General features: G+C 60.7%; 13 protein-coding genes. 7 read left to right on the forward strand and 6 right to left on the reverse strand.

The genetic code is table 11. The features are described from left to right. Nucleotides 1–98 precede the first annotated feature (98 nt). From AWR36_RS09790 to AWR36_RS09815, 6 genes are all read left to right on the forward strand, one after another. The gene (locus AWR36_RS09790) at nucleotides 99–845 is read left to right on the forward strand and encodes a DUF6515 family protein (RefSeq protein WP_067084287.1); all 747 of its coding nucleotides are present in this window, start codon (nucleotides 99–101) and stop codon (nucleotides 843–845) included. A 311-nt stretch (nucleotides 846–1,156) separates the two neighbouring features. Further along, nucleotides 1,157–3,079 carry a biosynthetic arginine decarboxylase gene (gene speA, locus AWR36_RS09795; protein ID WP_067084289.1) on the forward strand — a complete coding sequence of 641 codons (1,923 nt, stop codon included), beginning with the start codon at nucleotides 1,157–1,159 and terminating at the stop codon, nucleotides 3,077–3,079. A gap of 76 nt (nucleotides 3,080–3,155) precedes the next feature. Next, nucleotides 3,156–4,349: a saccharopine dehydrogenase family protein gene (locus AWR36_RS09800; RefSeq protein ID WP_067084291.1), complete on the forward strand. Its 1,194-nt coding sequence runs from the start codon at nucleotides 3,156–3,158 to the stop codon at nucleotides 4,347–4,349. A 77-nt stretch (nucleotides 4,350–4,426) separates the two neighbouring features. Beyond that, nucleotides 4,427–5,620, forward strand: a complete 1,194-nt coding sequence (gene nspC, locus AWR36_RS09805) for a carboxynorspermidine decarboxylase (RefSeq protein WP_067084293.1) — start codon at nucleotides 4,427–4,429, stop codon at nucleotides 5,618–5,620. A 36-nt stretch (nucleotides 5,621–5,656) separates the two neighbouring features. Next, nucleotides 5,657–6,556: an agmatinase gene (speB, locus tag AWR36_RS09810; protein ID WP_067084295.1), complete on the forward strand. Its 900-nt coding sequence runs from the start codon at nucleotides 5,657–5,659 to the stop codon at nucleotides 6,554–6,556. 99 nt (nucleotides 6,557–6,655) lie between these two features. Continuing rightward, entirely contained in the window at nucleotides 6,656–7,312 is a 657-nt protein-coding gene (locus tag AWR36_RS09815; protein WP_067084297.1) for a DUF6515 family protein, read from the forward strand. Nucleotides 7,313–7,390: 78 nt separating this feature from the next. Here AWR36_RS09815 and dnaB read toward each other — a convergent pair whose 3' ends face one another. From dnaB to rpsF, 5 genes are all read right to left on the reverse strand, one after another. Continuing rightward, entirely contained in the window at nucleotides 7,391–8,833 is a 1,443-nt protein-coding gene (dnaB, locus tag AWR36_RS09820) for a replicative DNA helicase (protein ID WP_067084299.1), read from the reverse strand. A gap of 142 nt (nucleotides 8,834–8,975) precedes the next feature. After that, nucleotides 8,976–9,422: a 50S ribosomal protein L9 gene (gene rplI, locus AWR36_RS09825; protein WP_067084301.1), complete on the reverse strand. Its 447-nt coding sequence runs from the start codon at nucleotides 9,420–9,422 to the stop codon at nucleotides 8,976–8,978. 36 nt (nucleotides 9,423–9,458) lie between these two features. Continuing rightward, nucleotides 9,459–10,268 carry a hypothetical protein gene (locus AWR36_RS09830; RefSeq protein ID WP_231745298.1) on the reverse strand — a complete coding sequence of 270 codons (810 nt, stop codon included), beginning with the start codon at nucleotides 10,266–10,268 and terminating at the stop codon, nucleotides 9,459–9,461. A gap of 69 nt (nucleotides 10,269–10,337) precedes the next feature. Beyond that, nucleotides 10,338–10,568: a 30S ribosomal protein S18 gene (rpsR, locus tag AWR36_RS09835; protein WP_067084304.1), complete on the reverse strand. Its 231-nt coding sequence runs from the start codon at nucleotides 10,566–10,568 to the stop codon at nucleotides 10,338–10,340. Between the two features lie 12 nt (nucleotides 10,569–10,580). Then, the gene (rpsF, locus tag AWR36_RS09840) at nucleotides 10,581–11,030 is read right to left on the reverse strand and encodes a 30S ribosomal protein S6 (protein ID WP_067084306.1); all 450 of its coding nucleotides are present in this window, start codon (nucleotides 11,028–11,030) and stop codon (nucleotides 10,581–10,583) included. Between the two features lie 290 nt (nucleotides 11,031–11,320). On the opposite strand from rpsF, the gene AWR36_RS09845 reads away from it, so the two are divergent. Beyond that, nucleotides 11,321–12,034 (forward strand): 2OG-Fe(II) oxygenase, encoded by a 714-nt coding sequence (locus tag AWR36_RS09845; RefSeq protein ID WP_067084308.1) that lies wholly within the window; start codon nucleotides 11,321–11,323, stop codon nucleotides 12,032–12,034. 39 nt (nucleotides 12,035–12,073) lie between these two features. Here AWR36_RS09845 and rlmB read toward each other — a convergent pair whose 3' ends face one another. Continuing rightward, nucleotides 12,074–12,835 carry a 23S rRNA (guanosine(2251)-2'-O)-methyltransferase RlmB gene (gene rlmB / locus AWR36_RS09850; RefSeq protein WP_067084310.1) on the reverse strand — a complete coding sequence of 254 codons (762 nt, stop codon included), beginning with the start codon at nucleotides 12,833–12,835 and terminating at the stop codon, nucleotides 12,074–12,076.

The raw sequence follows: 12,835 nt of genomic DNA on the forward strand, positions 1-12,835 counted from the left end.
CGGCAGAGTCCGCGCGGTTCAGGAAAGATTCAGTTGCACGGCGGCAAACTGCTCCCCATCGTATCAGAGGCCGCATCGGCGGCACCGTGGAGAGCAACATGAGAACACTGATCACCACCCTTGCCACCGCGGGCCTGTTGCTCGCCGGCCCCGGGCCTGCACTGGCCGACAATTCGCCGGGCGGCTCCGCGTTTGAGCGCGCCTACCAGAAAGAAAAGCGCCAGCAGCGGGAACAGCATCGGGGGCGGGGCCACCACAAGCGGCAGGACAACAACCACCAGGGTAATAATCGCCAGGACAAGCACCGCCCGAAACATCGCCCAAAGCATCGCCCCGATCGTGACTGGGACCGAGACCGCGGCGGCAAGCGCTGGAAGCGTGACGATCGGCGCTATCACCCGGGGCGCGGTCATGCCTGGGGCCACGGCAAGCGCAAAGACCACGGCCACCACAAGCATCCCTATTACGGCAAGCCGTACTACGCCAAGCATGGCGACAGGAGGCACTACAAGAAGCGCAAACACTACCGCAAGCACCGCCACCACTGGCGTCCGTCGCATTACCACTACGGCTACCGCTGGCGCCACCTGCCGCGCAACTTCGTGCGCATCAGTTTTGGCGGCCTCGGCCTCTTCTACAGCGAGGGCATCTTCTACCGTCCCTACCAGGGTGCCTACGTGGTCGCGCGACCGCCCATCGGCGCCATCGTCACCAGCCTGCCGGGCACCGCGGTGAGCGTGATATTCGGGGGCCGGAATTATTACGTGGCTTACGATACCTACTACCTCTGGGACGATTATCACCGCGGCTATCGGATCGTGGAAAACCCGGGCTTCTATTACTGACACCCGCTCGCAAACAGGCAGCCAAACCCGGCTGCCTTTTTTTATCGCTTTATCAGTCCGAAAAGGGCGGCGAAAACCGAATAAAAATTTAATTTACCAAGCGGATGGCGCATCAATCCGCAGCAAGCTTTTTATTGCTTGCACTGGCACCGCACACATTCCTTCCTGTCGTCATCTCCCGAAAAAACCGAATTAAACTTTAATTTTCCAACATTAAATTTTTTCATTTTTTGTTATCTATAGTTATTGCTTTCCCAGCAGACTGAGCGCACCATTCGCGCCCCTTCAGACTCCCTGATCACTGAGGCGTCATGAAACAGCAACAAGTAAAAGAGTGGACCTGCGAAGACTCTGCGGAGCTTTACGGCATCCGCAATTGGGGTGCAGGGTATTTTGACCTGAGCGCGGACGGTGACATCACCGTCAACGTAAAGAACAGCGCCGGCCAGACAAACGCCGTATCGTTGATGGATATCGCCAGCGGCGCCATGGAGCGCGGACTGGGCATGCCCCTGCTACTGCGGATCGAAAACCTGCTGGATGCCCAGGTGTCACTGCTGAACCAGTCTTTTGCCCGCGCCATCGAACAGTGCAATTACCGCAATGTTTTTCGCGGCGTATTCCCCATCAAGGTGAATCAGCAGTGCCAGGTAATCGAGGAGATCGCCAGGGCCGGCAATCCTTTCAGTCACGGCCTGGAAGCCGGCAGCAAGGCTGAATTGATTACCGCGCTGTCCACGCTGGAGAACACCGACTCCCTGATCGTCTGTAACGGCTACAAGGACGAGGAATTTATCAACCTCGGCCTGCAGGCCCAGCGTCTGGGCGTTCAGGTCTTCTTTGTCGTCGAGACACCATCGGAAGTGGCCACCATCATCCAGTGCGCCGAGCGTGAGCAGGTGCGCCCCAATATCGGTGTACGGATCAAGCTGGCCTCCAAGGTGGGCGGCTACTGGAACGCCACCAGTGGCGACCGCAGTATCTTTGGTCTCGGCAGCAACGACCTGATCGCGATGGTGGACGAACTCCGCCGCCATGACATGCTCGACTGCCTGAAACTGTTGCACTACCACCTGGGCTCGCAGGTGCCCAATATCCGCGATATCCGTACCGGCGTCCTCGAGGCCTGCCGCTATTACGCCGACCTGGTGGAAGAGGGTGCGGCCATGGGCTACCTCGATCTGGGTGGCGGCCTGGCAGTGGATTACGATGGCTCCAAGACCAACGATACCCACAGCCGCAACTACTCCCTAGACGAATATTGTGTCGACGTGGTCGAGGCCATTATGGGCACGCTGGACAGCGAGGGCGTCGAGCATCCGGTGATCATCACCGAGTCCGGCCGGGCCACGGTGGCTTATTCCTCTGTGCTGCTGTTCGATATCCTCGACACCACACGCTACGAACCGGTGGCCATCGACACCAACAAAATCGGTGAAGATGATCACGCGATGCTGCGTTATCTGAAAGAGGCTGTGGATGGTGTCGATGCAGACAACCTGCAGGAGAGCTACAACGATGCACTCTACTACCGGGACGAAATCCGTTCCCTGTACCTGCATGGCCAGGTAAGCCTGCGGGAACGTGCCAACGCCGAAAACCTGTTTCTGCATGGCGCGCAGAAAATTCGCGCCCTGCTCGATGAAGTCGATGAGGTCCCGGCTGACCTCGAGTCGCTGCCGGAAGCACTGTCGGATATCTATTACGGCAACTTCAGCCTGTTCCAGTCCCTGCCCGATATCTGGGCGATAGACCAGGTGTTTCCGCTGGTACCCATTCACCGGCACCAGGAGGCACCAACCCGGTCCGCAATCATTGCCGACATCACCTGTGACTGTGACGGCAAGATCGATCGGTTTATCGGTCGACAGGAAGAGCAGCGCACCCTGTCACTACATGAATTGCGCGAAAACGAGGATTACATTCTGGGCGCCTTCCTGATCGGTGCCTACCAGGAGACACTGGGCGATCTGCACAACCTGTTCGGGGACACCAATGTGGTCAGCGTGCGCATTGATGAAGACGGCGGTTTCGATTACAGCCGCGAAATTCACGGCGACAGCATTTCCGACGTGCTCAGTTACGTGGAATACCGGCCGCAGGACATGTTCGAGCGTTTCCGCAAGCTGGCCGAGAGAGCAGTAAAAGAGGGTCGTATCAGCCCCCAGCAACGCAAGCAGATTCTGCATACCTACACCGCCAGCATGAGTGGCTACACCTACTTCGAAAAATAGCGTTCAGCATGGGTCACGCTCCGTGCCCGACAGATTGCTGACTGCGGGCGACAGCGAAAATTAGTGGAGGATTTTCATGGCTAGAGTACTGATCATCGGCGCCGGAGGTGTCGGCCAGGTGGTTGCGCATAAATGCGCCCAAGTGGAGGACGTATTTGAGCACATCACCCTGGCGAGCCGCACCAAGAGCAAGTGCGACAAGATTGCTGAGATGTTGCCGCGCAAGATCGATACCGCCGAAGTAGATGCGGACAATGTGCCGGAGCTGGTCAAGCTGATCAAAAAGGTCAGGCCGGATATGGTCATTAACGTTGCCCTGCCCTACCAGGACCTGCACATCATGGATGCCTGCCTGGAGACCGGCGTGCATTACCTGGACACGGCCAATTACGAACCGCCGGAAGAGGCCAAGTTCGAGTACAAGTGGCAATGGGCCTATCAGGATAAATTCGAGAAGGCCGGGTTGATGGCGTTGCTCGGCAGCGGTTTTGACCCCGGAGTGACCAGCGTTTTCACCGCCCATGCCAACAAGCATCATTTTGACCGGATGAAGACGCTGGACATTCTCGACTGCAATGCCGGTGATCACGGCCTGCCATTCGCCACCAACTTCAACCCGGAAATCAATATTCGCGAGATCACCGCAAACGGTCGCTACTGGGAGAACGGGCAGTGGGTCACCACCAAGCCGCTGGAATACAAACGGGTATTTGATTTTCCCGAGGGCATTGGCGAAAAGGACATTTACCTGCTCTACCACGAGGAACTGGAGTCACTGTCGAAGCACTTTCCGGACCTGGAGCGGGCGCGCTTCTGGATGACGTTTTCCGCCAACTACCTCAAGCACCTGGAAGTGCTGCAGAATGTGGGCATGACCAGCATCGAACCGGTGGACTTCCAGGGCCAGGAGATTGTGCCCATTCAATTCCTCAAGGCGTTGCTGCCGGACCCCGCGAGTCTCGGCCCCCTTACCCAGGGCAAAACGTGTATCGGCAATATCATTCGCGGAATCAAGGATGGCAAGGACAAGATCTACTACGTCTACAACATCTGCGATCATCAGGAGTGTTACCGGGAAGTGAAGTCCCAGGCTATTTCCTACACCACCGGAGTGCCCGCGATGATCGGCGCCAAGATGATGCTGGAAGGCAAGTGGATGAAGCCCGGCGTGTGGAACCTGGAGCAACTGGATCCGGATCCCTTTATGGCCGACCTGAATCGCTACGGCCTGCCCTGGCAGGAAACCTGGCTGGATGAGCCCTTCCAGTAAACGCCCCCATTACCTTTTTACCCGGCGTGCGGGCCCTGGCGCCCGCGGCCTGATCGATTGGGAATAAGAACGACTCTATGGACCTGACGCCCCGCAAAGACTACTTCGGCGAGTTCGATCCGTCCCGCGTGCCATCCCCCTGCTTCGTCGTGGACGAGGTGGCATTGCGGGACAATCTCACCGTGCTGGCGGATGTCCAGCGACGCAGTGGCGCCAAGGTGCTCACGGCACTGAAGGCTTTCTCCATGTTCAGTGTCGGCCCCATTGTGGCCGAGTACCTGTCCGGTGCCTGTTCCAGCGGCCTGCACGAGGCAAAACTGGCGTACGAGGAGTACGGCGGCAGCGACCTGGGCAAGGAGGTACACGTCTTCAGCGCGGGCTACAAAGAGGACGAGCTGCGGGAACTGCTCACTTTCGCACACCATGTGATCTTCAATTCTTTTTCCCAGTGGCACCGTTATAAGTCATTGTGCCTGCAGGCTCAGCAGCAGCGACCGGAATTACGTTTCGGCCTGCGTATCAACCCGGAGCATTCAGAGGGGCACACCGCACTTTATGATCCCTGCGCGCCCTGTTCCCGCCTGGGGATCGTGCGCTCGCTGTTCGAGGGCGAGGACCTCACCGGCATCAGTGGCCTTCACTTCCACACGCTGTGCGAGCAGGACTTCGAGCCACTGGCTCGCACCATCTCCGCAGTGGAAGAAAAGTTCGGCGACCTGATTCCGCAGATGGAGTGGATTAACTTCGGTGGTGGCCACCACATTACCCGCCGTGACTACCAGGTGGACCGCCTGGTGGATGCGGTGCGCGCGTTTTCCGAGCGCCACGGTGTGCAGGTCTACCTGGAGCCGGGTGAGGCCGTGGCCCTGTTCGCCGGCATCCTGGTGAGCGAGGTGGTGGATATTGCCTGGAACGGGCAGAGCCAGGCGATTCTTGACGCTTCCGCCACCTGCCACATGCCGGACGTGCTGGAGATGCCCTACCGCCCCGAAATTACTGGCGCAGCCCGGCCCGGTGAGCTGCCACACGATTACCGCCTCGGCGGGCAAAGCTGCCTCGCCGGCGACAGTATCGGGGAATACAGTTTTCCCGAACCGTTAAAGGTGGGCGACCGGCTGGTGTTCGAGGAAATGGCCTACTACACCATGGTCAAGACCAACACCTTTAATGGCATTCCGCTACCGGCCATTGCCCTGTGGAATTCCGATACCGATGAACTGCGCCTGGTGCGGGAGTTCGGCTACGAAGACTTCAAGAACCGGCTGTCCTGACAGCGGTTGCAGCGTTTCAGCACAAGAAGGTCACAGATGCTCTCTGAAAACGATTTTCCGATTTTTCTCGGCTCCGAGATCGAGCAACCCAAGCCCGAGGATGCCCTGTTCCATATCCTGCCGATCCCCTACGAGGAGACGGTGTCTTATGGCGGCGGGACAGGCCGGGGCCCGGCAGCGATCCTCGAGGCCTCCTGGCAGCTGGAGACTTTCGACAATTTTTCTTCCCCCTGCGACCTGGGCATCTATACCCGCTCCCCCGTCAATGTCTCCGGTGGGCCGGAGCAGGTGATGGACAATATCGCCAGCGCCACCCGGGAAATTCTCGAGGCCGGCAAGATGCCGGTGGGCATTGGCGGCGAGCACTCCGTCACCTGGGGCGTGATCAAGGGGTACCTGGATGCCGGCATAGAGGACTTCGGCGTCGTGCAGATTGATGCCCACGCCGACCTGCGCGACCGCTACGAAGGCCAGAAACACAGCCATGCCAGCGTGATGCGCCTGGTCGTGGAAGCCGGTATCCCACTGTTCCAGCTGGGGATTCGCGCCTACTGCGAGGAGGAGATGGGCGCCCGTGACAAGTACGGCGTTCATTACCTGGACGCCCACGAACTGGTGCCCACCAACGTGCAGAGCGTGGAGCTGCCGGAGGATTTCCCCAGCAAGGTGTTCTTTACACTGGATGTGGACGGCATTGACCCCTCGGTCTTCCCCTCTACCGGCACGCCGGTGCCCGGCGGCCTCGGCTGGTATCAGACCCTGAACCTATTCGAGTCGGTGGCCCGGCAGCGGCAGGTCATCGGCTTCGACCTGCTGGAGTTTGCGCCCATCGAGGGCTTCCACGCCTATGATTTTGCCGCCGCTCAGCTGCTCTACAAACTCATGGGGATAGTGCAGCGCAATAGCGAGGTCCAAAAGATGGCTCAACACGGGTAGACCTGCCGGTTCACACTTCTTAACCGGCAGGCGTGGCGCAGGCCCCCTCGAACGGGTTAAAATTTAACCAATGTGAGTAACCGCTCCGCTGGAGAAGTTGTGAAGATCTTGAGATTCCTCATCGGCGCCGCAGGGCTGCTGGCCTTGGGCGCCTTTGCTTTCGCCCCGCCGGCGGACGCCCGCACTGCGGCCCTGGAACGGCACGGCGGGCACCATCACCACTGGAAGCACCATCACTGGAAGCGCCACCATCATGGACCGCGGTTCCGGGGACCGCGTATTTCCGTCGGCTTTACCGTCCCGGTTTTACCCCGCGGCTACCTGAGCCTCGCCGTCGGTGGACGGCCCTATTACTTCCACAGCGGCCACTTCTATCGCCACGGCCCTGCTGGCTACGTGGTGGTATCCGCCCCTCTGGGTGCTTCCGTCGTCTCCCTGCCAGCCAGTGCCGTGCAGGTACAGATCGGCGGTGCGGTCTTCTACCAGTATGCGAATGCTTACTATCAGTGGCACCCGGCTCGCCGGGCCTACGTAGTGGTGCCTCCCCCCGCCGGAGCCGTTGCTGTTCCCGCCGCCGCAGCCACACCCACCAGCCCTGGCACTTCGCCTTACAGTCCCGGTCAGGTGCTGGACAGCCTGCCAGCCGGCTACACGGCAGAGGTCATCAATGGGGTGCAGTATTACCGCTATGGCAACGACTACTTCATGCCCACACAGAGAGATGGGCGCGAGGTCTACGTGGTGGTACAGATCTGACCCAGCGCCAGGTAAAAAAAGGGGCGGACCACTTGGTCCGCCCCTTTTTTATCCCCGACGAAAAGACTGCGGGGCTGCTCAATCGCCCTGGTAGTACTCCGGCGCCAGGTTATCGAAGCGGGTGAACTTGCCGACAAACGCCGCCCGGCAGGTGCCGATTTCGCCGTTACGCTGCTTGCCGATGATCAGCTCGGCCATCCCCTTGTCCGGGCTGTCCTCGTTGTAATACTCGTCGCGATAGATAAACAGGATCACGTCGGCGTCCTGCTCGATGGCACCGGATTCCCGCAGGTCCGAGTTCATCGGCCGCTTGTTGGGGCGCTGCTCTACCCCCCGGTTCAACTGCGACAGGGCAATGACCGGGCAGCTGTATTCCTTGGCAAGGCCCTTCAGGGAGCGGGAAATCTCGGAGATCTCCTGGGTCCGTCCCTCGGTGGCGCCCTTCACCTGCATCAGCTGCAGGTAATCGAGCATGATCAGTGCCGGCATGCTCTTGGCCTCGGCCTCTTCCCGGGTCATCTTCGGGTTTTCCCGCATCAGCTTGTTGGTGTGATCGCGCACGGTGCGCTTGGTGCGCGCCCGCACTTCGCTGGGGGAGAGGGCCGGCGTGTCGTCGATGTACAGGGCCCGGCCCTTCATCTTCTGCACGGCACTGGAAAGCTTCGGCCAATCGTCCTCCTGCAACTTACCGTTGCGGATACGGCCCTGGTCGATACGGCCAATTGAGGACAGCATCCGCATCACCAGCGCATCAGAGGGCATCTCCATACTGAACACCAGGGTCGGGTTGTCCTGGGACAGCATGGCGTGCTCGATAAAGTTGAGTGCCAGGGCGGTCTTACCCATGGAGGGGCGCGCGGCGAGGACGATCAGTTCGCCTGGCTGCCAGCCGGAAGTGCGCTGATCGAGCTCCGTGAGGCCGGTACCGAGGCCGGTGATATCACCCTCGGTCTTGAAGAGCTCATCGATGCGCTCAACGGTCTGCTTGAGCAGGGTATCGACGCCGACAAAACCGCCATCTTTGGCCCGCCCCTCGGCGATCTCGGCGACGCGGCGCTCCGCCATCTGCAGCAGGTCCGTCGAGGCCAGGCCACCGGGATTGAAGCTGGTGCGGCTGATCTCACCGGCAGCGGCGATCAGCTGGCGCAACATCGAGCGCTCGCGCACGATCTTGGCGTAGGCGACGATATTCGCCGCGGAAGGGGTATTCTCGGCCAGTTCGGCCAGGTAGGCGGGACCGCCCACCTCGGCCAGCAGGTCGCGGCTGGCCAACGCCTCGGCCAGGGTCACGATATCGAGCGGCTGCTCGCCATCCCCCAGCTGCGTCATCACCGCAAAGATCTTGCGGTGGCTGGCGACGAAAAAGTCCTGCTCGCCGAGCTGCTCCGCCACACTGTCGATGCGGCTGGAATCCAGCATCAAGCCACCGAGGACAGACTGCTCCGCCTCTACCGAGTGTGGCAGTGGCGAGGTGTCGTCGGTTTGCAGCTCTTCTTCTGCTACGGCGTACTCGTCGTTCATCGTTGTTCCGGCTACCAAAACAGATCGGGCGCTGGACCCATGGGGAATCCAGCGCCCGATTGTAGCGCGACTAGCGGGGAATTGGGGCCATTCGGGCGAGACTTATCCGGCTCGCCGCGGCCCCAATCCTGCAGTGAGGCGCTTATTCGGCTTCGACGACTACCTTCACGGTAGCGACGACGTCGGCGTGCAGCTGCAGGTCGATGTCGTACTCGCCCACTTCACGCAGAGTGCCTTCCGGCAGGTTGACTTCAGCCTTGGCCACTTCAACGCCGGCTGCGGTGATCGCTTCAGCGATATCGCGGGCGCCGATAGAACCGAACAGTTTGCCCTCGTCACCGGCATTGGCGGCGATGGTGACAACTACGTCGGACAGTTTCTCGGCACGGCTCTCGGCCTCGGCCACCTTGGCTGCAGCGGCAGCTTCCAGTTCAGCGCGCTTGGCTTCGAACTCGGCGATGTTGGCTGCGGTCGCTGCAACGGCCTTGCCGGAGGGCAGCAGGAAGTTGCGGCCAAAACCGGCTTTCACTTCAACGCGGTCACCCACGTTGCCCAGTTTACCTACTTTGTCGAGCAGAATGACTTCCATCTCGGTGTCCTCAATTTCAGTTGTGTGCGCTCGCTGCTACTTGTTGGTGGCGCGAGCGCGAATATCTATCCAGCTATCTATCAGTGCCAGGCCACACAGGAAGCCTGCCAGCGGCAATGCCGCGATCAACAGGGCGATGTACAGGGCCACCAGTGGACCCCTGCCCCAGCCGCGGATGGCAACCATCCAGTGGATCAGGGCACTACCCGCCACCACCATCGGGAAGGCAAACACCGCACCCCAGAAAGCGAAGTCCTGGGTCAACAGACAGTATACCCAGACCAGCATTCCCACCGCGGCCAGCGGCAACGGCATGCGCAGCTGATGAAACTCCTGACGGAAACCGCCGGGGTTGTACAGCATTGCCTGCCACCAGCGGCCCACCACCAGTGCCAGGGTCGCGGTAATCGCCGACACCCAGCTCAGGTAGCCCGTGGCCATCGGCTCACTGGCAAATACCTGCTGCAGTTGCTCCGCCTGGGCGCCGCCGGACTCTTCCGCCGCGACCAGCAGGCTCTGCAACAGGCCACCACTGAAGTGGGCCGTCAGCACAATGCCGATGGCAGCCACCGCAGTGGTGATGACCAGTGCCTGCGTCCAGGAGCGGCTGCTCCGCAGTGCCACAGCGCCGCAGAAAACTGCAGCGAGGTGACTGACCGCAAGCCCGGTCATCAGCGGCGACATATAGCCGCTCATGCCTGCGGCGATCACCGGCAACAGGGCCCAGGCCAGTACCATCAGGCCCTCGCTGCTGCCGCGGCGCAGACTGACCAGCGCCAGCGCAGCCGGGCTGATCAGCGGGATACCCACCATTGTGATGAGCACCGCGCGTACACGCCCGCGCATGATGAATTCTGCCAGGGCGCGCACGACTAGATAGCTTCTCTAATAACTCGTTTAAGCAACGGAAGCCGCTTAGGCTTCGTGGCTGTCCGTGTACGGCAGCAGGGCCAGGTAACGGGCGCGCTTGACCGCGGTGGCCAGCTGACGCTGATACTTGGCTTTGGTGCCAGTGATACGGCTCGGAACGATCTTGCCAGTTTCGGAAACGTAGGCCTTCAGGGTATCGAGATCTTTGTAGTCGATACGCTTGACGCCTTCGGCGGTGAAACGGCAGAACTTACGACGACGGAAAAAACGTGCCATCTGATTATCCCCTTACTCTTCGCTTTCGGCGTTATCGGAAGACTTGGCTTCCTCGGAGGACTTGCTGTCCTGTTCGGAACGCTCGCGACGCTCGGAGCGCTCGGAACGCTCTGCGCGTGCAGCCTTGCGCTCACGGCTTTCTTTTTCCGCTTTCATGATCGGGCTCTCTTCGGTGATCGCCTCGTCTTCACGGATAACCATGTTGCGCAGCACGGCGTCGTTGTAGCGGAAGTTGGTGGTCAGCTCTTCCAGAGCCTCTTCCGTGCACTCGACGTTCATCAGAACGTAGTGGGCTTTGTGGATCTTGTTGATCGGGTAGGCTAGACGGCGACGGCCCCAGTCTTCCAGACGGTGAACCTGGCCACCGCTGTCCTTGATGGACGCAGTGTAGCGATCCACCATGCCAGGTACCTGCTCGCTCTGATCCGGGTGGACCAGGAATACAATTTCGTAATGACGCATTTTCGCTCCTTACGGGTTAAACAGCCTCCCGGCTAATCCGGTGAGGCAAGGAGTACAACAGGTTCCGCAGACATGCGGACCCCATTGCGGGCGGCGTATTCTATGCGCACGCCCAACTGGTTGCAAGTTGATCGATCCGGCGCTCCCAGCTGATCGAGCGGCCACCCCCAAACTATAGCGAGCACCCGCTTGAGCCCCCTCGCCGCCGGTAGCATTGCGGCCCTGGCTGACTTGCTCGTCACAGACTGACATGGCGGATATTTCTCCCGCTACCATCCCAGGAGTCGACCGTGGACCAACTAATCATTCAGTTTGATGACGCATTGCCGGGGGACTACTGCGAACACCTTATCCGGCGCTTTCACGAGGCACCGGAGAAACGGGCCGGTCGCACGGGCTCCGGCGTGGACCTGAACAAGAAAAACAGCTCGGATCTCTACCTTTCTGACCTCCTGGACTGGCAGGACGAGTGCCAGGCCATCAACGGCGTTCTCTGGCGTGCGCTGGCCGCCTACAGTCGGCGCTACCCGCACATGGTGACCGGGGCGCTCTCACCCAGCCTGCTCGACCCCGTCACCGGCAAGCCCCGGACATTGCACAGTGACGATATCGGCGCGCTTGGGGATGAACAGCTGCAGCACCTGCTGGCCAGCATCTACCGGCTGGACGGCATCAACCTGCAGCACTATCGGCAGGCCGAGGGCGGTTATCACCACTGGCACTCCGAACACTTCCCCCACCCCACCGACCCGCAGCAGCACTCCCTGCACCGGGTGCTGCTGTGGCTGCTGTACCTGAACGACGTGGAAGAAGGGGGCGAGACAGAGTTCTTTTACCAGGGCGCAAAGCTGAAGCCGAAAAAGGGCAGCCTGGTGCTGGCCCCCTGCGGTTTTACCCACACCCACCGCGGCAATGTGCCGCGTTCAGGCGATAAGTACGTGCTCACTTCCTGGGTACTGTACCGACCCGCGGCGGAGCTCTATGGCCAGGTGCCGGCCCCCTGAGGGCAAAGATTCCGCGCACAGAAGAGCAGGCACCAACCTTCAGCTATCGCCCCCGCGCTGGCGCACCGCCTCAAACAGGCACACCCCGGTGGCGACGGAGACATTGAGGCTGCTCACCTCTCCAGCCATGGGAATCTTGATCAGGTGGTCGCAGTGCTCCCGGGTCAGACGGCGCAGCCCGCCGCCCTCGGCCCCCATTACCAGCGCCATGGGGCCGGTCAGCTGACTCTGGTAGATATCCTGCTCCGCTTCACCCGCCGCGCCGAATATCCACACTCCGGCCTGCTGCAGTTTCTGCAGCGTACGGGCCAGGTTGGTGACGGTCACAAACGGCAGTACCTCCGCCGCCCCACAGGCCACCTTGCGGGCGGTGGGCGTGAGACCGGCTGACTTGTCCTTGGGTGCGATCACCGCATGCACACCGGCGGCTTCCGCCGAGCGCAGACAGGCACCCAGGTTGTGCGGGTCGGTGACCCCGTCGAGGACCAGCAAAAAGGGCGCTTCACCACGCTGCTCCAGCGTTTCCAGCAACTCCTGCAGAAACCGCTCGTCGTGGACCCGGGTCTTGCCGGCACAGATGGCCACGACGCCCTGGTGATTACCCTCGTCGCCCACCTTTTCATCTAAAGCGCGGCGATCGACAACGCGGACGGCAATACCGTTCTTCTCCGCCTGCGCAAGGATCTTCTGCAGGCGCTGATCGCGGCGGCCGCGGAGCAGCAGTAACTGCTGCACCTGCTGCGGCGATCCCTTCAACAGGGCCTGCACTGCATGCAGGCCATAAACCAATTCTTCTGACAC

The sequence above is a fragment of the Microbulbifer flavimaris genome (genome assembly GCF_001641755.2).
Taxonomy (GTDB): domain Bacteria; phylum Pseudomonadota; class Gammaproteobacteria; order Pseudomonadales; family Cellvibrionaceae; genus Microbulbifer; species Microbulbifer flavimaris.

Excerpts from the sequence above, each read along its gene's own strand:
- rpsR (WP_067084304.1), bottom strand. The coding sequence starts at position 10,568 with ATGGCACGTTTTTTCCGTCGTCGTAAGTTCTGCCGTTTCACCGCCGAA.
- rpsF (WP_067084306.1), bottom strand. The coding sequence starts at position 11,030 with ATGCGTCATTACGAAATTGTATTCCTGGTCCACCCGGATCAGAGCGAG.
- AWR36_RS09830 (WP_231745298.1), bottom strand. The coding sequence starts at position 10,268 with ATGCGCGGGCGTGTACGCGCGGTGCTCATCACAATGGTGGGTATCCCG.
- speA (WP_067084289.1), top strand. The coding sequence starts at position 1,157 with ATGAAACAGCAACAAGTAAAAGAGTGGACCTGCGAAGACTCTGCGGAG.
- dnaB (WP_067084299.1), bottom strand. The coding sequence starts at position 8,833 with ATGAACGACGAGTACGCCGTAGCAGAAGAAGAGCTGCAAACCGACGAC.
- AWR36_RS09800 (WP_067084291.1), top strand. The coding sequence starts at position 3,156 with ATGGCTAGAGTACTGATCATCGGCGCCGGAGGTGTCGGCCAGGTGGTT.
- AWR36_RS09790 (WP_067084287.1), top strand. The coding sequence starts at position 99 with ATGAGAACACTGATCACCACCCTTGCCACCGCGGGCCTGTTGCTCGCC.
- rplI (WP_067084301.1), bottom strand. The coding sequence starts at position 9,422 with ATGGAAGTCATTCTGCTCGACAAAGTAGGTAAACTGGGCAACGTGGGT.
- nspC (WP_067084293.1), top strand. The coding sequence starts at position 4,427 with ATGGACCTGACGCCCCGCAAAGACTACTTCGGCGAGTTCGATCCGTCC.
- speB (WP_067084295.1), top strand. The coding sequence starts at position 5,657 with ATGCTCTCTGAAAACGATTTTCCGATTTTTCTCGGCTCCGAGATCGAG.